At 43.2% G+C, this 20,910-nt stretch carries 18 protein-coding genes and 1 pseudogene; 7 read left to right on the plus strand and 12 right to left on the minus strand.

Going from position 1 to position 20,910, the window contains the following annotated elements; genetic code table 11:
• The first annotated feature begins 13 nt into the window (after positions 1 to 13).
• On the plus strand, positions 14 to 259 hold the full coding sequence (gene avs1c, locus ENH88_RS02110) for an AVAST type 1 anti-phage system protein Avs1c (protein ID WP_165724367.1): 246 nt from the start codon (positions 14 to 16) through the stop codon (positions 257 to 259).
• Positions 260 to 660: 401 nt separating this feature from the next.
• On the opposite strand, the gene ENH88_RS02115 is transcribed toward avs1c, so the two are convergent.
• Entirely contained in the window at positions 661 to 1,572 is a 912-nt protein-coding gene (locus ENH88_RS02115; protein ID WP_304178940.1) for a LysR family transcriptional regulator, read from the minus strand.
• 106 nt (positions 1,573 to 1,678) lie between these two features.
• On the opposite strand from ENH88_RS02115, the gene ENH88_RS02120 reads away from it, so the two are divergent.
• The 4 genes from ENH88_RS02120 to ENH88_RS02135 all read left to right on the plus strand — a co-directional run bounded on the left by ENH88_RS02120 (position 1,679) and on the right by ENH88_RS02135 (position 4,533).
• Entirely contained in the window at positions 1,679 to 2,125 is a 447-nt protein-coding gene (locus tag ENH88_RS02120) for a VOC family protein (RefSeq protein WP_304178942.1), read from the plus strand.
• A complete protein-coding gene (locus tag ENH88_RS02125; RefSeq protein ID WP_304178943.1) occupies positions 2,112 to 2,705 on the plus strand; it encodes a glutathione S-transferase family protein in 594 nt (197 codons plus the stop codon). Before ENH88_RS02120 ends, ENH88_RS02125 begins: the two co-directional genes overlap by 14 nt.
• Positions 2,706 to 2,853: 148 nt before the next feature.
• Complete coding sequence (locus ENH88_RS02130; protein ID WP_304178945.1) at positions 2,854 to 3,585, plus strand: glutaredoxin family protein; 732 nt, start codon at positions 2,854 to 2,856, stop codon at positions 3,583 to 3,585.
• A 114-nt stretch (positions 3,586 to 3,699) separates the two neighbouring features.
• Complete coding sequence (locus ENH88_RS02135) at positions 3,700 to 4,533, plus strand: mechanosensitive ion channel domain-containing protein (protein ID WP_304178947.1); 834 nt, start codon at positions 3,700 to 3,702, stop codon at positions 4,531 to 4,533.
• 51 nt (positions 4,534 to 4,584) lie between these two features.
• On the opposite strand, the gene ENH88_RS02140 is transcribed toward ENH88_RS02135, so the two are convergent.
• Genes ENH88_RS02140 through ENH88_RS02150 form a run of 3 tightly spaced genes read right to left on the minus strand, consistent with a single transcriptional unit; the run spans position 4,585 to position 8,919 of the window.
• Positions 4,585 to 5,817, minus strand: a complete 1,233-nt coding sequence (locus ENH88_RS02140) for a sensor histidine kinase (RefSeq protein ID WP_304178949.1) — start codon at positions 5,815 to 5,817, stop codon at positions 4,585 to 4,587.
• A complete protein-coding gene (locus ENH88_RS02145; RefSeq protein WP_304178984.1) occupies positions 5,817 to 6,494 on the minus strand; it encodes a response regulator transcription factor in 678 nt (225 codons plus the stop codon). Before ENH88_RS02145 ends, ENH88_RS02140 begins: the two co-directional genes overlap by 1 nt.
• 40 nt (positions 6,495 to 6,534) lie before the next feature.
• Positions 6,535 to 8,919, minus strand: a complete 2,385-nt coding sequence (locus ENH88_RS02150; protein ID WP_304178950.1) for a TonB-dependent receptor — start codon at positions 8,917 to 8,919, stop codon at positions 6,535 to 6,537.
• Between the two features lie 165 nt (positions 8,920 to 9,084).
• Here ENH88_RS02150 and ENH88_RS02155 point away from each other — a divergent pair.
• A pseudogene (locus ENH88_RS02155) lies at positions 9,085 to 9,273 on the plus strand (mechanosensitive ion channel family protein); the annotation flags it as partial.
• Between the two features lie 127 nt (positions 9,274 to 9,400).
• Entirely contained in the window at positions 9,401 to 10,132 is a 732-nt protein-coding gene (locus ENH88_RS02160; protein ID WP_304178952.1) for a glutaredoxin, read from the plus strand.
• A 138-nt stretch (positions 10,133 to 10,270) separates the two neighbouring features.
• Here ENH88_RS02160 and tldD read toward each other — a convergent pair whose 3' ends face one another.
• Genes tldD through ENH88_RS02200 form a run of 8 tightly spaced genes read right to left on the minus strand, consistent with a single transcriptional unit; the run spans position 10,271 to position 20,772 of the window.
• Positions 10,271 to 11,710, minus strand: coding sequence for a metalloprotease TldD (tldD, locus tag ENH88_RS02165; protein ID WP_304178954.1), 1,440 nt, complete (start codon positions 11,708 to 11,710; stop codon positions 10,271 to 10,273).
• Complete coding sequence (locus ENH88_RS02170) at positions 11,707 to 12,516, minus strand: carbon-nitrogen hydrolase family protein (RefSeq protein ID WP_304178955.1); 810 nt, start codon at positions 12,514 to 12,516, stop codon at positions 11,707 to 11,709. Before ENH88_RS02170 ends, tldD begins: the two co-directional genes overlap by 4 nt.
• Positions 12,517 to 12,526: 10 nt before the next feature.
• Positions 12,527 to 16,372, minus strand: coding sequence for a YhdP family protein (locus tag ENH88_RS02175; protein WP_304178956.1), 3,846 nt, complete (start codon positions 16,370 to 16,372; stop codon positions 12,527 to 12,529).
• Positions 16,372 to 17,844, minus strand: a complete 1,473-nt coding sequence (gene rng, locus ENH88_RS02180) for a ribonuclease G (RefSeq protein WP_304178957.1) — start codon at positions 17,842 to 17,844, stop codon at positions 16,372 to 16,374. The genes ENH88_RS02175 and rng overlap by 1 nt, the downstream gene beginning before the upstream one ends.
• Position 17,845: 1 nt before the next feature.
• The gene (locus tag ENH88_RS02185; RefSeq protein WP_304178959.1) at positions 17,846 to 18,415 is read right to left on the minus strand and encodes a Maf family protein; all 570 of its coding nucleotides are present in this window, start codon (positions 18,413 to 18,415) and stop codon (positions 17,846 to 17,848) included.
• Positions 18,415 to 18,894 carry a rod shape-determining protein MreD gene (gene mreD / locus ENH88_RS02190; RefSeq protein WP_192540890.1) on the minus strand — a complete coding sequence of 160 codons (480 nt, stop codon included), beginning with the start codon at positions 18,892 to 18,894 and terminating at the stop codon, positions 18,415 to 18,417. The genes ENH88_RS02185 and mreD overlap by 1 nt, the downstream gene beginning before the upstream one ends.
• Positions 18,887 to 19,729: a rod shape-determining protein MreC gene (gene mreC / locus ENH88_RS02195; protein ID WP_304178962.1), complete on the minus strand. Its 843-nt coding sequence runs from the start codon at positions 19,727 to 19,729 to the stop codon at positions 18,887 to 18,889. The genes mreD and mreC overlap by 8 nt, the downstream gene beginning before the upstream one ends.
• Positions 19,729 to 20,772, minus strand: coding sequence for a rod shape-determining protein (locus tag ENH88_RS02200; protein ID WP_016709506.1), 1,044 nt, complete (start codon positions 20,770 to 20,772; stop codon positions 19,729 to 19,731). Before ENH88_RS02200 ends, mreC begins: the two co-directional genes overlap by 1 nt.
• Positions 20,773 to 20,910: the final 138 nt, after the last annotated feature.

Consider the following 20,910-nt stretch of genomic DNA (forward strand, 5'->3'; position numbering starts at 1 on the left):
CACTGGAGAAGTTATGAAGCTTGAGACATATGATACTCCCCATACTAGAGAAGAGTTTGAGTTGAGATTTCACTATCTCAGTGTTCAAATGAAACACGGTAAATGTCATTTCAATGGGAATATAACGATGGATGGATTAAAAAATATGAGAAAGCTACCAAATGGACGAATTGATTTTTTGAGTGTAAATGAAATGGCACGCTTAATGGCAAACCAAATTTACCATATGCGCAACATGAAACTCCCTGATGACAATTAATTTGGGGTGCTGAAATACTTACTAGCTCCCCTAAAGAAATACTCTTTAAATAATAAAAATTAATCATCAAAAGATAGACAAAGCTACTGTCAAAATTAGGATATATTAAATATGAATAGATCTGGAAAACTATTTTCCAGACCTCAAAAAAGTCCAAATTTCTTTGCTATTTTTCACTTTTTCTGGAAAAGCCTTCTAGACTAGGTAAAGTGTAGGTTTCCAGAGTATTTCCAGATTTGGATGTACAGAGTATGGTGGGACGATGCGATAGCTTCGGGCTTCGGGCTTCGGGCTTCGGGCTTCGGGCTTCGGGCTTCGGGCTTCGGGCAAATATTTAAAAACCTTGCTTAACACTGCAAGGTTTTTTCGTTTTGGCTGGTGACTTTACTTACTATCTATAGCTACAAAGCTAATTCATCAATTTTGTTTTTTAATCTTGGTGATGCGAAATCTAAAAAGCTTTTCATTTTTTGTGGCATATATTTTCGAGATTTATGCAGTAAATGCACAGGAACTTTCGCGGGTTCAAATTCAGCTAATATGACCTCAAGCGCGCCTTTATCTAGTGCATCTTTAACTTGGTAATGTAGTTGTTGGGTTACCCCTACTGAATTTATAGCAGCAGTAACAGCTGATTTACTATCCGTAATCGTTAATCGAGAGGATATATTTACATTAAAAGCAATTTTAGAATCCGGAACAAGGTAACTCCAAGGTGGGGTTGTCATCGCCGTATTTAGTGATATACACGGGTAGTGTGTTAAATCAGCCGGTGTTTTTAACGTTTTATGGGCAGCTAAAATCGATGGACTTGCACAGGTTACCACCCGAATTTTTCCTACTTGAGTGGCTATCATTGAGCTATTTGGTAACGCACCAATTCTAACAGCCATATCAACATCATTATCAAACAGATTAATATTTCCATCCGACAAAATTAACTGTACATTTATGCTGGAATATAAGGACAAAAACTCAGTAACAATTGGCAATACATATAACCTGCCAAACATCACAGGCGCGGTTATGACCAACTCGCCTTTAGGCTCTGAATATTCGCCTTTTACCCCTTGTTCGGCCTCTTCAACTTGCTCGATAATTGCTTTGCAAGCACGAATATAATTTGCCCCAAAGTCCGTTAACGATAACTTTCTTGTTGTTCTATGTAACAGACGCACACCGAGCTGGTTCTCAAGTTCCGATATTTTTCGGCTTAGGGTTGGCAAAGGAACACTTAGCTCTTTACTTGCCGCAGAAAAACTACCAACTTCCACAACCTTAATTAACATAGACATTGCTTGTAACTTGTCCATTAATTATCTCATTTATTGAAAATATCCTTATCAAATTTACCGTATTATCTTTTAAATAACAAAATGTCATAGTGCAGCTATCAAATAAAGATAGGAAACATACTCTATGCACGCTTTATCTCCTGTAAACCCTCAAGCAGCTCTTGCCTATGATCATATTGGTATTCGAGTCAGCAATAGACAAAAATCAGTCCACTTTTATGAACGTCTTGGATTCAAAGAAACCTATCGCATTGCAGAAGGCGAAGCGAATGAGATGGTTACACTGGGCGGTGTTCGCATTAATCTTATTTTTAATGGGGCAAAAATAACAGGGCAAAAGAACACACTACTTGATGAGCCGATAAAGAAACCAGGGATCACGCATCCTGCATTCATTATTAATAACATCCATGAATTTCAAGCTTGGCTATCTAAAGAAGGGATCACAATCACTGAAGGACCGAAAAAACTCGGCCCGAGAAGAATCGCTTTATTTATCCGTGATCCAGATGGAAATGTTCTTGAGTTCAACCAATTATTATCAGAGGAGACAAAAAATGAAATTATATGATTTAGCGTTATCAGGTAACTGTTACAAAGTAAGGTTATTTGCCTCACTGATCCATACACCATTAAATATTATTCCTGTTAACTTTATGCAAGGTGAGCATAAGCAAAGTAAATTAATGAAATTAAACCCTTGGGGAGAAATCCCAATACTTGAAGATGGCAATATAGTGTTAAGAGATGGGCAAGCGATATTAGTTTATCTTGCCAATAAATATGGCGGTGAAGCATGGTGGCCTAGTGAAGCGCATTTACAAGCAGACGTTATGCAATGGTTGTCTGTCGCGGCGAATGAAATACAACATGGACCGAATAAAGCTCGGTTAATTAAAAAGTTTGCGGCCGAGTATGATCATACTCAATACGTGCTGCAATCAAATAAAATACTTACATTAATCGATTCTCACCTTATGAATAACCATTGGTTAGCAGCGAATCGCCCGACTATCGCCGAGTGTGCAATTTATCCTTATATATCAATCGCCCATGAAGGAGATATTGACGTAGATAAATACCCGCATATCAAACAGTGGATGAAAAGAATTGAGCAGCTACCAGGCTATATCCCTATGCCTGGTAACTAATATTACCGTGTTTTAAACATGACCAAGTAATCCTTATTAGCTGGCACAAACCTTGTAACTATTGATTTATTGCAACAATTTGCCCTTATTTACTGTGTAATTAAGCAATTATTACGCAGTAAACAAGGCATTTTTACAAGGAGGCACTGTGTCTAAGTCTGCAATTTTATATCGCATGGTAACCGATGAGCATATTTGCCCATTCGGTTTAAAATCAAAAGATTTGTTGGATCGTAATGGCTACGATGTTGATGATCGCCACCTGACTAGCCGCGAGCAAACCGATGAATTCAAACAGCAACATGATGTAAAAACCACGCCGCAAACCTTTATTGATGATAAACGTATTGGTGGTTATGATGATTTGCGCGATTTTTTCAATCTGCCTGAAGCCGGTCAACAAGGCACAAGTTACACGCCGGTGTTAGCTATTTTTGCAGTCACTCTATTACTTAGCTGCGGGTTTAGCTATGCCAGTGGCGATGCTTTATTGTCGATGCAAAACCTGATGCTGTTTGTTGCACTATCGATGGCTGTTTTAGCTATTCAAAAGCTGCAAGACTTATACAGTTTTTCAAACTCATTTATTACCTATGACTTATTTGCCATGCGCGTTGTGCCCTATGCCTATGTTTATCCTTTTGTTGAAGCCTATATTGCCATCGGGATGGTAGCCAAACTACCAGCCTTAGCTGTGGCGCCATTCTCGTTATTTATTGGTGGCATTGGAGCTATTTCGGTATTTAAAGCTGTGTATATAGATAAACGTGAACTCAAGTGCGCCTGCGTGGGTGGCGACAGCAATGTACCGCTAGGTTTTATCTCATTAACCGAGAATCTATTTATGATAACAGCGGGTATTTGGATGCTAGTTAGTTGATAAAACATATAACGGTTTTACCACTTTATTAGTGTTCCAGCGTGGTGGAATCAGCAAAATTTAGTTAGTATGGCTACGAGCTATTTTGATTAACGCACTCCCCATTAGGAAGTTATGAGTAAAGATATACTGCTACACCCGGTTTTAATTTCATTGGCAATTTTCGTTATTGCGTTTTGCCTAAAGGTGCTAGTTGATAAATTAGCGCGACATCGCGCCGAAAAAAAGCAACGAGATATAAGGTACATTTCCCACAACATTAAGCACTTTATCAACTTAATGGTGGTTTTGTTGCTGCTGTTTGTTTGGTCTACTGAAATTCAGAATTTTGCGCTGTCTGTCGCGGCTTTTGCGGTAGCAATTGTGTTTGCCACCAGAGAGTTTATTCAATGTGTAATTGGCTTTTTCTACTTGGTGACAACACGGCCATTTAGAGTTGGCGATTGGGTTCAAGTTGGTGAGTATTACGGTGAAATTGCTGAAACAGATTGGATCAAAACCACCATGCATGAAATTGATATGCACTCTTATCAATTTTCTAGAAAAACCATATACATACCAAATAATAAGCTGATCACCAGCCCAATTAAAAACTTAAACTTTGTGAAACGGTTTACCACCCACCATTTTGCGATTGTGCGTAAAGAAAGCTTTAACCCGTATCCCATTTACGCCACGCTACTCGATAAAGCGAAGCATTATTGTGAAGACTTTCATGATGTAGCGAGTCGATATAATGCAATTATCGAAAGAAAGTTAGACGCAAAGATTTCTGGCCCTGCACCTGAAATACACTTTAGCACCACTGAGCTTGGTGAATTTAAAGCAAGCTTCACGTTATTCTGCCCAACCGATCAAGCACTAGCAATAGAGCACAAGCTAACCGAGTATTTTATGGCACTTTGGTACGCTGAAGCTGAAAAAAGTGAATTAAAAAACGTACTTTAAATCCACCTTCATTTATTTATACTCGAACCATTAGAGCATAGCAGTGGCTCGTCACCATGAGAGACGAGCCACTACAGATTTTTCATCAGCGAGCAGTGAAAACGACCAACCATTGCGCTCGCACAGCCGTTTCACAATACCTAAACCTAATCCATAGCCGTGAGACGATGACGTCTCTGTTGATATGCAACGCCTTTCAATGTTGTTGTGCGCCTGATTAGTAACTAACAGTTCACGCTCTTTAATACGAATTATAATTGCTCCCTGACCAGCGAGCGTGTGCTCGAACGCATTACGTACTAGATTGTTGAGCGCGATAGCAAAAGCCTGTGGATGTCCATGAACTATGGGGTTTGTGAGTTGCTCGATTTCAACATCAACCAATTTCCCTCTGAGCAAGTGGCGTTGCTGCTCTATCGCTTGACTCACTAACGGCATCACTAAAAACTGCTCGTCATACAATCCGTTATCTGACTCGCGAGCAAGCCACAAGAACATGTCAATGGTGGTTTTCATGTCTAGTGTTGCGCGCCTTATTCTGTCTAGCGCCTTTTCATCGGCTACTGATAAATTGCTGTGCTCTAGCAGCTCAAGTGCGCCTGTTATCACCGTGATCGGCGTGCGTAACTCATGGCTAGCTGAATCGGTAAAGTATCGCTCTCTGGCTATAAATGCGCTGATACGTTCAAGCGTCAGCTCTATGGTTCTGGCGAGCATACCAACTTCATCTTCGCTGAAGCGGCTGGAATCTATGCGCTTATGGTCCTCGCTTGATAGTTGTTCTGGGTCGATATCGGCGACGACTTCAGCTAGTTGTGTTACAGGGGCAACAGCCCGCCGCATCACTACTATTCCCAGTCCGAATCCCAGTATTCCTAGCGTACCTACAACACTGCTAATAATAAGCAGTAACCACCAATCCTCTGACGACGAAGCCTCGATGCCAGCAACATCAAAAACCACAAAGGCAGGTGACTGCTGATTTTCGACAGCTATCACTGCAACATGTAATTCTTCGCTATCGAACTCATACAACCCTAGTTCAGGATTTGTTTGCGCCCATTGTTTGAGTGATTGGGGTAAATTATCAAGCTTGTCATAACCACGCAGGTTTGTCGTCGCAGCTGGATAGTTATCAGCTGCAACCTGTAGCTGTTGTGTTAGCACACGGTCTTCACTTAACCTAACTGCTGCGAAGAAAGCAAAGCCCCATACAATGCTAAGTACAGCAACACATAATGCAAATGCAATAGCGACACGTTTGCGTAAACTGTGTCGATACATTATTGCGTATCCTCTGCAATTCGATAGCCGATCCGATGCACAGTATGAAGCAGCGGGCTGTCAAACGGCCTATCGATAGCCTGGCGTAACTTATACATATGCGAGCGAAGCGCATCACCATCGGGACGTTCGTCAGCCCACAACAAAGTTTCAAGCGTATCGCGAGCCACTACAGAGGGTGCCTGTTCCATTAATCGTTGCAGTAGTTTCATACCTGTTGGGTTGAGTTCGACACGTCGCCCCGCGCGATGAACTTGTAAAGTGGATTTATTTAGAGTCAGTTCGCCCACAATTAACAGGTTATCGGTTTTGCCATGACTGCGTTTGTACAACGCTTGCAGCCGTGCATGGAGCTCTTGTAATGCAAATGGCTTAACCAAATAATCATCGGCTCCCGCCGCAAACCCCTTAAGTTTATCGTCCAGCGTATCCCTGGCCGTTAGCATAAGTACTGGGATTTCTAGTTTGGCGTCCGCTCGCAACTGTTGGCAAAAACTTATGCCATCCATTCCTGGCAGCATCAAATCGAGTACAATCACATCAAATGGATTGGTCAACGCTAAATGCATCGCACTGATACCATCATAGGCAAAATCCAGTATATAACTGTGCCTTTCAAGATAGGCGGCAATGTTTTCACAAATGTCGCGGTTATCTTCGACAATCAAAGCTCTGATCGGCGTTGCACTGTGCGAGTTAACCATCTTCTATGCTCCCTTACCAGGCATAATCTAATCGCAAACCTATGAGTGGCTCTGCTTCGCTATCGTCTACGACCTCAATGCCTCGGCGGTAGTCAAACTCAGTGTCGTCACTTGATGACGCTGCCGTTACGTTGATAACATCGAGAAAAGCAGTTACATCTATGGGGCCAAACGCACGTCGATAGTCAACGCGAAGATTCAGCGAACCGGAACCACTTTTGCGACCAACATTACGCTCAGTGATCTCTTTTGAGTAACGTAAAGGTTGTCCTGGCCCCAATACGTCTGAATGAATTATAAATTCGTCGTCTGGTCTACCGGAAAGATATTTATAGCGTCCTGCGACTTTCCAGCGATCGCTGATCTCCCAAGTCAAACCTAGGGTAGCGACATGCTCGCGACTAAATTCTGCGGCCACGTCACCACGACCATCTTTACGATCAATGACTGCATCATTGTAAGAATAGGTTGCACTCGCGTAAAGGCCTTCATAGATTGCACCATTAAGGACAAAATCAACACCATACGAGGTGCCATCACCAATATTTGCATAAGTTCCGCTGGCTCGATCAAGATCAACCACTAAATCGTCGAGAGTTTGATAATAAGCTTCGGTCAACAGTGACCAATTGCTGCTCGGAAAGTATTTGAAACCAACACTAGCGTGGGTGATTTTTTCGGTCTTAAGATCATTTGAGTCGTTCGCTGCAAGCTCTAGATAGCGTGGCGACTGATGAAAGAGTCCTGCTGTTGCAAAATATCTAACTGTTTTGCTCGGCTGCCAGTTAACGTTAAATCTTGGTGATGCAAAACTTTCGTCAGCAAAACCGTCCCGTTCGAGGCGCAGTCCAGTACCAAAATCCCAATCACCAAATTCAAAAATTTGATCTACGTAGCCAACATAACTGGTTTCTTTCTGGTTCATTGTGGAGTCGATGCTCTCAGGCGTCAGTACAATAAAGTATTGCTCAGGATCTGGCCTAAAATCATCCTCATCGTAGACATAGCGATTCCAATCACCATCTAAAACGGTGCTGTAGTCCAGCTCAATTTGCGTCACTCGCACACCAGCACTGAACAATCCCCATTGGTTTACTGTCTCAAAATCGCTTCGCCAGCCAAGCTCTGTTTCACCTTCAGTGATGGTAATAATATCCTCCCGCACCGGATAATCAGACGCAGCTGTGCCTGCTGGTACAAGATCAGGATAAGCTTCCCCCTCTGAGCTCACTTTGTCACTGTTGCGATAGTAAAACTTATTGGTCCAAACTGCTGTTTCACCAAGCAAAGTTCGCCAAGTTAGACCATATAAATCACTGTCTTGCTCAGAGTCTTGCAGCGCAGTGTCTTCGAAATTGGGCGACTCGGCAACGTGTTTAACACCGCGAGTATAGTCTTCGTGAGTATCCATTAGCAGAATTTCAACGGTGTTATCTTGATTGATGGGGATGACTGATTTTAGTATCACGTCCCTTAACACTGGTTCACCAATATCTAGCTCTTCAATGGTTTCAAACAAAGCGCCAAAGTCCAATCGTCTTGCAGAAAAAAGCATAGTTGCATCATCAGTAATACCCATAGGCCCATCGTAACCTACTTCATAACCGGCAAGATCATAGCGGAAACTTGCTGACGGGCTTGGATTACCATCGGCAACATCGAGTTGCAGTAGCGATGCTGCACGGCCGCCATAAGCCGGGCCCCAGCCACCTGGGGAGAATTCAGCGCCGCTGATAACGTTTGGTGCAAAAATCGAGAAACGACCACCACCGCCAACATCCTGCTCTTCACCTAGTGTCGCATCAAAGTGAATCGCTTTATCAAAAGGAAAGTCATCAACGAATAGCAAATTATCTCTTGGCCCACGACCGCGAACACTAAAGCTTGCAAATTCACTGTCGGATGCAAGACCTGGCAATCCATCCAACGATAGCAGCGGATCTGCACCACCGCCCACAGCGCTTCGCAACGCTTCCCTATCGAGGTAGGTGCTAGAGCCTGAAGAAAATACATCCGCTTGCTGCGCCCGCACTTCCACAACTTCAATTATTTGCTCTCTAAGTTCAAATTCTACTTTGATATTTTTTCGCGTCACCACACGTACACTTGGTTCATACAATGAAGTGAATCCGTTTTTAGTGACGTTGACCGAGTAAAGGCCTGGGTCAAGCTGTGCAACAACAGCGCGACCTTGTTGATCGGTTGCTAAAGTTTGCGTGGATGAGGTTTCTCGTTTCTTGATAGTGATCTGCACATTTGCCAGTGGCCGATTTATATTTTGCTCTTTGACTATAAAGGTCAGCGCCCCTGGCGCCTCTGCTGCATGGCTAAGTAGTGGCAAGCCAATCAACAGTGCCCACAAGGTCAACCACGATAGCAGTCTTAATTGCCCGTTCATATTGCTATCCCTCTAATTGTTAACCGCACGACTTCTTTCAATTGCCTGCTCATCTTACTCTCCTTACAAAAAAATCAACTTAGCGCTGTAGTGAATGCAAGGAGTCTAGCAAAGCGAATGTGACTAAAAAGTCACCAGAACATAAAGGTTATATAAAATGGAGGAAAGTTAGACGCAAAGATTTCTGGCCCTGCACCTGAAATACACTTTAGCACCACTGAGCTTGGTGAATTTAAAGCAAGCTTCACGTTATTCAGACCAACCGACCAAGCACTCGCAATAGAGCACAAACTAACCGAGTATTTTATGACACTTTGGTACGCTGAAGCTGAAAAAAGTGCCACTCAACACTAAACCATTAAAGCGAGCATAGAACTTGCTACACTACTAAATACAAACGCTTCAAATAGATAAATGGCATTAAACCGGTAAAGTTTACAGGGTATTGCCATCATTTACTCATAAAGTGTCAGGAGGTAGTGTGGCTAAGTCAGCAATTTTATATCGCATGGTAACCGATGAGCATATTTGCCCGTTTGGTTTAAAGTCAAAAGATCTATTACAGCGAAACGGCTTTACTGTGGATGATCGCCACCTTAGTTCACGCCAAGAAACCGATGCATTTAAAGCCAAACATGATGTTGCCACCACGCCACAAACCTTTATTGATGAGCAACGTATTGGCGGTTACGATGATTTGCGTGGCTATTTTGAGCTGCCCAAAGCAGGTCAACATGGTACGAGCTACACACCAGTGCTGGCTATTTTTGCTGTAACTATATTACTAAGCTGTGGGTTTAGTTATGCCAACAACAGCGGTTTATTTTCGATGCAAAATTTAATGCTGTTTGTTGCACTGTCGATGGCAGTGTTAGCAATTCAAAAACTGCAAGATTTATACAGTTTTTCAAACTCGTTTATTACTTACGATCTATTGGCGATGAAAGTAGTGCCCTATGCCTATGTTTATCCATTTTTAGAGGCGTTTGTGGCTGTGGGTATGATAGCAAACTTAACGGCTTATATTGTTGCGCCAATCTCGTTATTTATCGGCACGATAGGCGCTATTTCGGTGTTTAAAGCGGTATATATCGATAAACGTGAACTCAAGTGTGCCTGCGTAGGGGGTGACAGTAATGTGCCATTGGGCTTTATTTCATTGACTGAGAATTTGTTGATGATTGGCGCAGGCTGTTGGATGTTACTGCGATAGATTGCTGCTCACTTTCTTGGTAGAGGATATATGCGCCGTTTAATTTATGGTAGGAAAGCGCTTTAGCGCCGAAAATAGGCCCCGAGGTTCGTTGCTCGAACCTCGTTTCCCGAGCTCCTACGTTAACGCAGAGCTCTATTAAGCCGTGCCACCTACAGTGAGGTTGTCTATCTTCAAGCTTGGTTGGCCAACGCCTACTGGTACACTTTGACCGTCTTTACCGCATACGCCCACACCTTTATCAAGTGCAAGGTCGTTACCCACCATCGAAATTTGCTGCATTACTTCAGGGCCATTACCAATTAAGGTGGCGCCTTTAATAGGTTGGGTAATTTTACCATTTTCAATTAAGTAGGCTTCAGAGGCACTAAATACAAATTTACCTGAGGTGATATCTACTTGGCCGCCACCAAAGTTAGGCGCGAAAATGCCTTTTTTAACCGTGCTGATAATATCTGCTTGGCTGTGTTCGCCGCCTAACATATAGGTGTTGGTCATCCGTGGCATAGGTAAGTGAGCGTACGATTCGCGGCGCGCGTTACCAGTTGGGTTAACCCCCATCAAACGCGCGTTCATTTTATCTTGCATATAGCCTTTTAAAATACCGTTTTCGATAAGTACGTTATAGGCCGCAGGCGTGCCTTCATCATCTACGTTAAGTGAACCACGACGGTCAGCAATAGTGCCATCATCAACCACAGTACACAGCTCAGAAGCCACCTTTTGCCCTACTTTACCGCTGAACGCAGAGGCACCTTTACGGTTAAAGTCGCCTTCTAAACCATGGCCTACGGCTTCGTGTAACAATACCCCTGGCCAACCATTACCCAATACCACTTCCATAGTGCCCGCTGGAGCATCAATGGCTTCTAGGTTTACTTTAGCTTGGCGTACCGCTTCTTCGGCGTATTCCATCCAACGTGGTTTACCCTCAACTAATTCTTTAAAATAACCATAATCTAAACGCGCACCGCCGCCTGCACCACCGCGTTCACGACGGCCGTTTTTCTCTAATAACACAGAGCAGTTTAAACGGATCAATGGGCGAATATCGGTAGCGAAGGTACCATCACTGGCGGCAATTAATACTTCCTCATAAACCGCTGACATAGAGCTGATCACTTGCTCTGCATCGGGTGCAAGTTCGCGAATATAGTTTTCAAGCTCACGTAACAAATTTACTTTGTCGGTATCTGTCATACTTTGAATTGGTTGTAGCGGTGCAAACTGCTGCTTTGCTGCCACATCACTAAATACCTGAATAGCTTTGCTTTCGCCTGCTTCGGCAATACTACGCGCGGCGGTGGCGGCTTTATTTAGGGCTTCGAGGTTAATCGCATCAGAGTACGAAAAACCGGTTTTTTCACCGCTCACGGCACGTACACCTACGCCACGTTCAACGTTGTATGAGCCTTCTTTCACTAAACCGTCTTCAAGCACCCAGGATTCATGGTGGCTTGATTGAAAATACAGATCTGCGTAATCAACGTTATGCTGATGAATAAAACCAAGCGTTTTTTCGAGTTCTTCTCGATTTAGCTGACTGTCGTGTAATAAATGCTGTTCAACCGAATTCATAATAAATGCTCTCTAAATCGTTGGTGAGATTGCACTGGCATATCTCGACGAATGGCGTGCAAGCGGTTTAAATCTGGCTGACAGCCAATAAACCCTATGCCATTTGCAAGCTCACTGAGGACATCGCCCCAAGGAGAAATAATAATACTGTGGCCATATGTTGCGCGGCCATTTTCGTGTTGCCCTACTTGCGCAGCGGCAATCACATAACTTTGTGTTTCTATTGCCCGCGCTGTTAGTAACGGCTGCCAATGAGCGGCGCCGGTTACGGTGGTAAAAGCGCTAGGCACTAAGATAATTTCAGCCCCAGCACGTTGCAAGGCACTAAATAAGCCACTAAAGCGCAGATCATAACATACTGTTAAGCCTATTTTACCAAACGGCGAATCCACTACCACGATATCATTGCCCGCTTGGGTAAAGTTAGACTCGCGATATGCCCCTGTACCGTCCGCCACATCTACATCAAATAAATGCATCTTGTTGTATTGGGCAACCACATCGCCTTGGTTATTAACAAGCAAAGAGGCAGCAAAGTATTTGTCATGTGCAGTGGCAATCGGCACAGTGCCTGCCGCAAGCCAAATATCATACTGACGACATAAATCACTTAATTGCTGTATATAAACGTCACTTTGCTTAGCAATCGCGAGTGTTTGTTGGCCACTTTTACTAAAGACTAAAAAGCTCTCAGGTAAACACACCAGTAATGGCCGAGTTGCAGGGAGTTGTTGTAACTGCAGGTTAAGTTGCTCAATGTTAGCATCAGCATACAGTCCGGAGCACATTTGTAGTGCGACTATCATAGCTTGCTCCTTATTGCGTGGCTGTAACGGCGGCATCTTTGAGTGTTAGCTCATTTGATCTAGACGCTTGAGGTTGATTTTGTGCCGCTTGTGGCAGTGTCACTTCACGGCTCTTACGATCGATTTCTTTCACCACAGGGTCATTCATACTGCCAGTCACTTTAAAATTAATTTCTGAAATAACCCGCGCTGAGTGAATCACTTTATCTATCGCCAATGCAGCAAGCCCAGTTACCGGATTAACCATCCACGCCACGATCACCGGAATACTTGAGGTAACTTGTGGCGCAACCGCTAAATCATAATCAATTTCCATGGTGTTGAGATTGGTGTGGCCTTTAATAGTTAAATCTGCAGGGACGCCATCCATTTTCGTATCTTGGGTATAGGCAATGCCTTGCTCTAACTGCATCGTACCTTGTAGGCTGTTATAGAAAAATCCCTTTGAAAACACATCTCTAAAGTCGAGCTTTAACTTGCGCACTAATGAATCAAGGCTAAGTAACGAAAATACCCGCGCACCACCATCGCTTACCTCAGCTAAGTGTCCTTCGCCTAAACGCCAATCTAAATCACCCGACAAACTGGCTACATCAAATAAGTAAGGCGCATCTTGCCACGCGAGGTTAAATTTAATATCAGCAGTTGAATCTTTAACTGTAGTGGTAATATCAAATTCATCAAATAGTTCTCCGATATCATCACTTTGCATATTACCGCTAAACTGGCTGATGCTATCTTGCCAGTGACCTTTGGCGCGTAAAATATGCTCACCTTTATCAACCACAAGCTCTGACACTGTGAGTTTATGGCCATCACCATAGAGTGATGCACTGACTTTATCGAGTTGATAACTTGCCACTTTACAATCAGCACATTCAAACTCAATGGCCGGTAAGTCACTTAACCAAGTGTAATCTTGAGGCGTGTCTGCTGGCAACGGTTCACCCGTAGTTGGCATAAAATTAACACGTAAATAATCACTGGCGATATGAATTGGTCGACTTGATTTATCAAGTGGTATAAGGACTTGTGAACGCAGCTCTTTAGCATTAAGACGCAGGCTCAAATCACTGCCAATAGGCGCTAAACGCATTTCAAAATCATTAAAGGCAATATCGGCTATGGTTAATTGCTGTATTTGACCGACAATTTCTTTTAATGGTGGCAACACACCTGGTTGATCTGACTCTGCTTGGCTAATGGTGATGATCTGCTGGATCAAATCAAGCCAAGGTAATAAATCTGTTTGTTGTAAATTAATAGCAACACTTAAGTCTTGCTGGTTTAGCCCTAAATCTTGCTTACCTAAGATGATATGCGCATTGCTTAAAGCGCCGCTGCTGTTCGCTAAAATGCCATTAAAATATGCGTTGTTATTGATATTCACAGTAATCAAATTAGAAATTTCATCACCTTGAACAACAGCCGTTAACGGCCAGAGCTGATCGACGCTTTTACTATAGGGTGCCGGTAATTCACTGCTGAGCCCCTCAAGTTGTGAACTCACATTGGCGCGATAGTTAAAGCCATCAGTTAAAAAGTTGAGCGCAACATTGATGGCAACTTCACTTTCACCCTGTAAGTAACCTTTTAATAAACCTTGGCCATGCGAAATTAAGCTATCAGCATTTAACTGTGCTTTTATATCAATGTCAGCACGGTAATTTTGGTCAATGTTTTTACCATTAAAATTAACTTTCAGCGGCATTCCTAACCAGCTGGCTTGCGCATTTTTTAAGGTGATCTGATCATCATTAAAATGTAGCTTGCCCGTTACGCCCTCAAGCTGTAGTCCTGGCTGCGCTAAATACACTGGCAGGTTTTTTAAATTAACGGTGCCTTTAGCTGTTACATCTAACTCGTTTAAATCAACAAGTAGCTCAATATCAGCGCTGGCCGTGCCTTTACCTTGGATCACCGCAAATACATTTGCTAGTGGTTCTGCAATCGGCGTTGCTTGAAAAAACGGTAGTAACTTTTGCGCATCAGCACGTTTATTAATTTTTACACTGAGTAGATCTGCGTTCATTAGATCTGCAATACTGACATGCACGGCATCAGCAACGGCTAAATTAACTAATTGCCCCTGCTGAGAATAAATGTCCATACGCTGATTTTCAAAATGTAATTTGGCGCTAGCATTGGTCACTGCCGGCCAATCTGGGGCAAACTGGTAGTGCGCGTTATCGACCTGCGCTAACACTTCAAATTGCCCTGAGTTATCAGCAAACGGAAAACCCGTTAATGGCCCTGAAAACAACACTTGTGCCTGGCTGAGTTCGCCACCTTTAATTGCCCCAGTTAAGTAATCAACTAAGTTTTCCGTCATCACTGGGCGTGGAAAGTAATGGCTGGCAATACTGGCATCGGCTGCAAATGCTTCTGCGTATAAATCTAGCCGCGGCTGTTCGCCTAAGGTTAGTTTCATTTCAGCTGCAACGGTGACTTCTTCATTATCAAGCCAAATATTATCACTGCTGAGCTGCCAACCTTGTTCGCTATTGGCTAAATCAATTTGCATATTAAGCTGATTATATTTAATAGGATGACTAAAGGTGTCACCTGTCAGTAGTTCACTATTTTCACCAAACAGGTTGATCCGGCCACGATCTTGGTTAAGCAGTCCATCAACCAATAACCCTTGTACTGCCGGCACACCTTGCTCAGCAAGCCAACCTAACTGCTGTGCTTCAAACCATAACTGCCATTGCTGCGCTGAGCTAAATTGCAAATATGCACGCTTAACTTGGCCACTGGGCTGTCGAGTTAATAGCGGCTCTAATGCTGAAAAATCACTGAGTTGCGCCAACTTTGTCACTAACTCAAAGTCCAGCTGCTGTAACCAAAACTGCTGCTGGTTGTGATCTAACTGTGCTTCAAATTGAAAGTCAGGCCACTGTTGTTGATCATTTGCGATCGCCAGCCCCGAACTTTTTAAGCGCCAACCTTGTTGCCAAGGGTAAAGCTCAAAGCCACCTTCACTTAAACTAAATTGGTGACTTTCGGTATCTTGCTGCCAATGAATAAAACTCGGCAACCATTTAACCGTGACATCTTTGATCAAGCCATTTTCAATGCTTAACCATGATTCTAAATTGATATCTGAATTAAACTGCTCTTTATCGGTATTTATGTATTGCGCTAACCATTTCGAGACATCAACATTACTGGCTTGCACATAAATATCACCCAGCATGGTCTCAAGTGTTGAACCTGTTAACGCCAAGCGCGCATCGAAACTGCCCACTGAAATACCCGGTACAGCGAGCGAGCCACTGCCTAGGTGTTGCCCTGGTTGGTTTTGCCAAACAATATTTTCAAGAATTAAACGGCGCTCTTTACCATCACCCAACATAAAATTAAGGCTGCTATTTTCAACCGCAAAATGCCCGGTTTCACCAAGAAACAATCCTTCGATCAGCTCTTTTTGCTCAAACGATACGTCACCGCTTTGTGAATCCAACATGCTCGGCATATCAACATTGGCATGAAAGCCGTTGATCACAAAATAACTTGATTTTAATTGCCACGTTTTAATGGTTTCCCAAATATTTAATTCGAGGCTGGCTTTGGCAATCGTAAGTGCAATAGGTGAGGTTTTATTATCTTCAAAGCTTATCTCTTCCAATACAATGGCAGGGCCTTTACCATGCCAACTAGCAGAAATAGCACCAATTGATAAATTAACAGCGAACTTATCGAGCAGGTAACCTTCAAGGTCACCTTTGTAGTCATTGGCGTAAGGTAGCGTATATTTAAGAACTGAAACAACAACGGCCAGCAATACCAGGGTTATGGCACACACTTGCCATAACTTACGGATACAAAAAAAACAGACCGTCTTGGCTTTCATTACATCATAACCACGTCAAACTGCTCTTGGCTGTAGAGACTTTCGGTTTGGATACTTACTTGCTTGCCAATAAAGAGCTCAAGCTCTGCAAGGTTATGATATTCGTCATTTAGTAAAGCCTCACTGACCGCAGGGGCAGCGTAAACCATAAACTTATCTGCAGCGTAAGCGCGGTTTACGCGGACAATTTCGCGCAGTATTTCGTAACATACCGTTTCCACTGTTTTTTGCGAGCCACGCCCAGAGCAAGCCGGACACACATCACACAAAATATGCTCTAGACTTTCACGAGTACGTTTACGGGTCATTTCCACTAAACCCAGTGCTGATAAACCATTAATATTTGATTTAACGCGGTCTTTAGCTAATGCCGATTCCAATGAATGTAATACCCGGCGCTTATGTTCTTCGCTTACCATATCAATAAAGTCGATTATGATAATACCGCCTAAATTACGTAACCTAAGTTGACGGGCAATCGCCGAGGTCGCTTCAACATTGGTATTAAAAATGGTTTCTTCGAGATTACGATGGCCTACAAATGCCCCCGTATTTACATCAACCGTGGTCATCGCCTCGGTTTGATCGATAATCAAATAGCCACCTGATTTTAAGGTCACTTTGCGGTGCAGCGCTTTTTGGATTTCGTTTTCAACATCAAACAAATCAAAAATAGGACGCTCACCTGGGTAGTATTCTAACGCCTCGGAAAGAATAGGCACAAACTCTGCAGTAAAGCTTTTCAGCTCTTCATAGGTAAGCTTTGAATCAACCCGAATACGTTCCATATCTTCGCCGACGTAATCACGTAAGGTTCGAAATGCCAGCGTTAAATCTTCATGAAGGATGCTTTCTTTGCTGGTTTTTTTACGTTTAGTGACGATTTTTTTCCAGAGCTTTTTTAAAAACTCAGCATCGTGACGTAGTTCGGCCTCACTGGCGCCTTCTGCGGCAGTACGAACGATAAAGCTGCCGTCTTCGTCGCCATATTCACCAACAATGCTTTTTAAGCGAGCACGCTCTTCTTCGGTTTCAATACGCTGGCTCACACCAACATGGGTGGCATCGGGCATAAACACTAAATAGCGCGAAGGAATGGTAATATCTGTGGTTAAACGTGCGCCCTTAGTACCTAATGGGTCTTTAACCACTTGCACCATAATGTACTGGCCTTGGCGAACGAGTTCGCGAATGTCTTGTACTTTTTTGATTGGCTGCTCATCAACCCCTTCAACAATAGAAGCGCTGTTAACAATATCCGAGGCATGTAAAAAAGCGGCTTTATCTAAACCTATATCCACAAACGCGGCTTGCATCCCCGGCAACACGCGGCTTATTTTACCTAAGTAAATATTACCAACAATACCGAGGTTACCAATGCGTTCTAGTTGAATTTCTTGCAATACACCGTTTTCAATCAGGGCAACACGGCTTTCACTTGGGGTGACGTTGATCAGTAATTCTATACTCATGTTACCTACTTAAGAATTCGCTTAATAATTTTTCGCACTCATATAAAGGTAAGCCGACAACCGCAAAATAGCTACCCGAAATATGAGTAACAAAGCGCCCGCCTAATCCTTGAATGCCATAGCCTCCGGCTTTATCTTGTGGCTCACCACTTTGCCAGTAGGCTTCTAATTTTTGTTCTGAGAGTGTTTTAAAGCTCACTTTAGTGGTTACAACACAACTCATTACCTGTTGTTCAGTAGCAAAAGCGATCGCCGTAAACACTTCATGGCTGCGCCCTGATAGACGCTTTAGGGTTGCCATAAAGTCGGCTTTATCACGAGGTTTACCAAGGGATTGGTTATCAATAACCACCACAGTATCACTGCCAAGTACGGGGCGATCTGTATATCCCATCGCAACACCCGTTTGGGCCTTTAAACGTGCTAACCGTTCAACAAGTTCGAGCGGGGTTTCGCCTGCTAGCGGACTTTCATCAGCATCAACACTAAATTGTGAGAATGCGACACCAAGCTGAGTTAGCAACTCTTTGCGCCGAGGGGAAGCTGACGCTAAATAAATGGCGGTTTGCATTATCTGATCCTGAAATGACGGCGATATTTACGTAGCAATAAGAAAATCCAAGGCCAACTTAACATGCCAGTGACGACAGGCCATAAATACTGCGGGTTAAAATACACATCCATTAAAAAATGGTTCAACCAAAATTGCATTAAATGATACAAGGTTAAAAATAAGCCTACCAGTATCGCTTGCTGCCAAATTGAAAAATTACGAATTTTCTGGAAATTACTGGCGGTCACAAAAATACAAATTGAATAAGTGAGTGAATTGACCCCCAGTGGCGAACCAGTGGCTAAATCTATCAATAAGCCAACCACCCAAGCCGTACCAATATTTAATCTATGCGGCACTGCTAACGACCAGTACATTAACACCAATAACACCCAGTCTGGACGAAATGGTTCAAACGAAAATGGTAATGGCATCAATGCCATGATCAAAGCAAAAAAGATGCTCACGGCAATCAATAAAAAATAACGGCTATTCATTGCTGATAGTTTCCTGCTGATTGCGCCATAACACCACTAATAAACGAATGCGATCTAACTGAGCTATTGGCTCTGCGTAAACTTGTGCAAATGGCTGGCCTTCATCGCGATTAATTTCAGTCACTACAGCCACCGGATAGCCTTCAGGAAACGTACCACCAAGTCCCGAAGTTACCAACACATCGCCAATTCGTACATCTAAACTGTGCGGTACATGGGAGAGTTTAACTGAATTAATTTTGCCAATGCCTTCAACCACTGTACGCACATCATTACGCAGAATACGCACTGGCGTGGCATGGGTTGTGTCGGTCATCAGTAATACACGAGAGGTTGTTGAACCAACTTTGGTAAGCTGCCCAACGACACCCATTTCATCAATCACCGCTTGCCCTTCACTAATACCATCAATGGTGCCACGATTGATCACCACTTGGTGACTATACGGATTTGAGTGTACAGAGAGTACTTGCGCGATTATTTTACGATTAGAATGTTTAGCAGAGGATCCCAATAAAGCTCGTAGCTTTTGGTTTTCTTTGCTTAAGAATTGATATTGCTGGAGTTGTTCACTTTGCAGTAATTGCTTTTTCTTTAGCGCTTCGTTTTCAGTAAGTAATTGATCGCGCGTGTGCAAGCTTTTAGCGCCAAGGCTAAATACTTCATAAGGTAAGTTGGCTAAATACAGTAACGGGCTCACTAAAGTATTTAAACTCGTGCGTACTGTAGTACCACCTTGGGTATAACGATCGCCGACGATCAACATAACACTCAATACCACTGCGACAAAAAGCCGCAGTTGTAAAGAAATGGCACGCCCAAACATTAATTTCATTAGTCGTAACTAAATACGTCACCACCGTGCATATCTATCATTTCTAATGCTTTACCGCCGCCACGTGCTACACAGGTTAATGGATCGTCAGCAACCACAACAGGAATGCCAGTCTCTTCCATTAATAAACGGTCTAAATCTTTAAGCAATGCACCGCCACCCGTTAACACCATACCTTTAGCAGAAATATCTGACGCCAGCTCTGGTGGTGATTGCTCAAGGGCAACCATCACTGCGCTAACAATACCCATTAATGGCTCTTGTAGGGCTTCTAGGATTTCATGCGAGTTAAGCGTGAATGAACGCGGCACACCTTCAGCAAGGTTACGGCCACGTACTTCAATTTCAATCGGCTCATCCGTTTTAAACGCTGAACCAATTTGATGCTTAATGTTCTCGGCAGTTGCTTCACCGATTAAGCTACCAAAGTTACGGCGCACATAGTTGATGATTGCTTCGTCGAACTTATCACCGCCAATACGCACTGATGATGAATACACCACACCGTTAAGTGAAATAATCGCGACTTCAGTGGTACCACCACCAATATCAACAACCATAGATCCGGTTGCTTCTGATACTGGTAAGCCAGCACCAATAGCAGCAGCCATTGGCTCTTCAATTAAATACACTTCGCGAGCACCTGCTCCCATTGCTGATTCGCGAATGGCACGCTTTTCTACTTGCGTTGCACCACACGGCACACAAATAAGCACACGTGGGCTTGGGCGCATAAAGTTATTGTTATGCACTTGCTTGATAAAGTGTTGTAACATTTTTTCAGTTACATAGAAGTCAGCAATGACACCGTCTTTCATCGGGCGAATTGCTTTAATATTACCAGGCGTTCGGCCAAGCATTTGCTTAGCTTCAGTACCTACAGAGGCAACACTTTTTGGACCACCAGCGCGTTCTTGACGGATCGCAACTACAGATGGTTCATTAAGGACAATGCCTTCATCTTTGACATAAATTAGGGTGTTGGCTGTACCCAAGTCGATCGATAGATCGTTTGAAAAAATACCACGGAGCTTTTTAAACATGAGGCTGGATGACCTTTGAAAAACGTTCTTATGTTAGCTTATGCACTTTAACATGCTGAATCAGTTCAGCAATAAAAAGCGTAGCTACCTTTGTTAATTGGGTAAAAAAGGAAGCATTGCTTCCTTATTTAAATTATT

Origin of the sequence: Pseudoalteromonas prydzensis (assembly GCF_011050055.1) — a bacterium.
Lineage (GTDB): Bacteria > Pseudomonadota > Gammaproteobacteria > Enterobacterales > Alteromonadaceae > Pseudoalteromonas > Pseudoalteromonas prydzensis_A.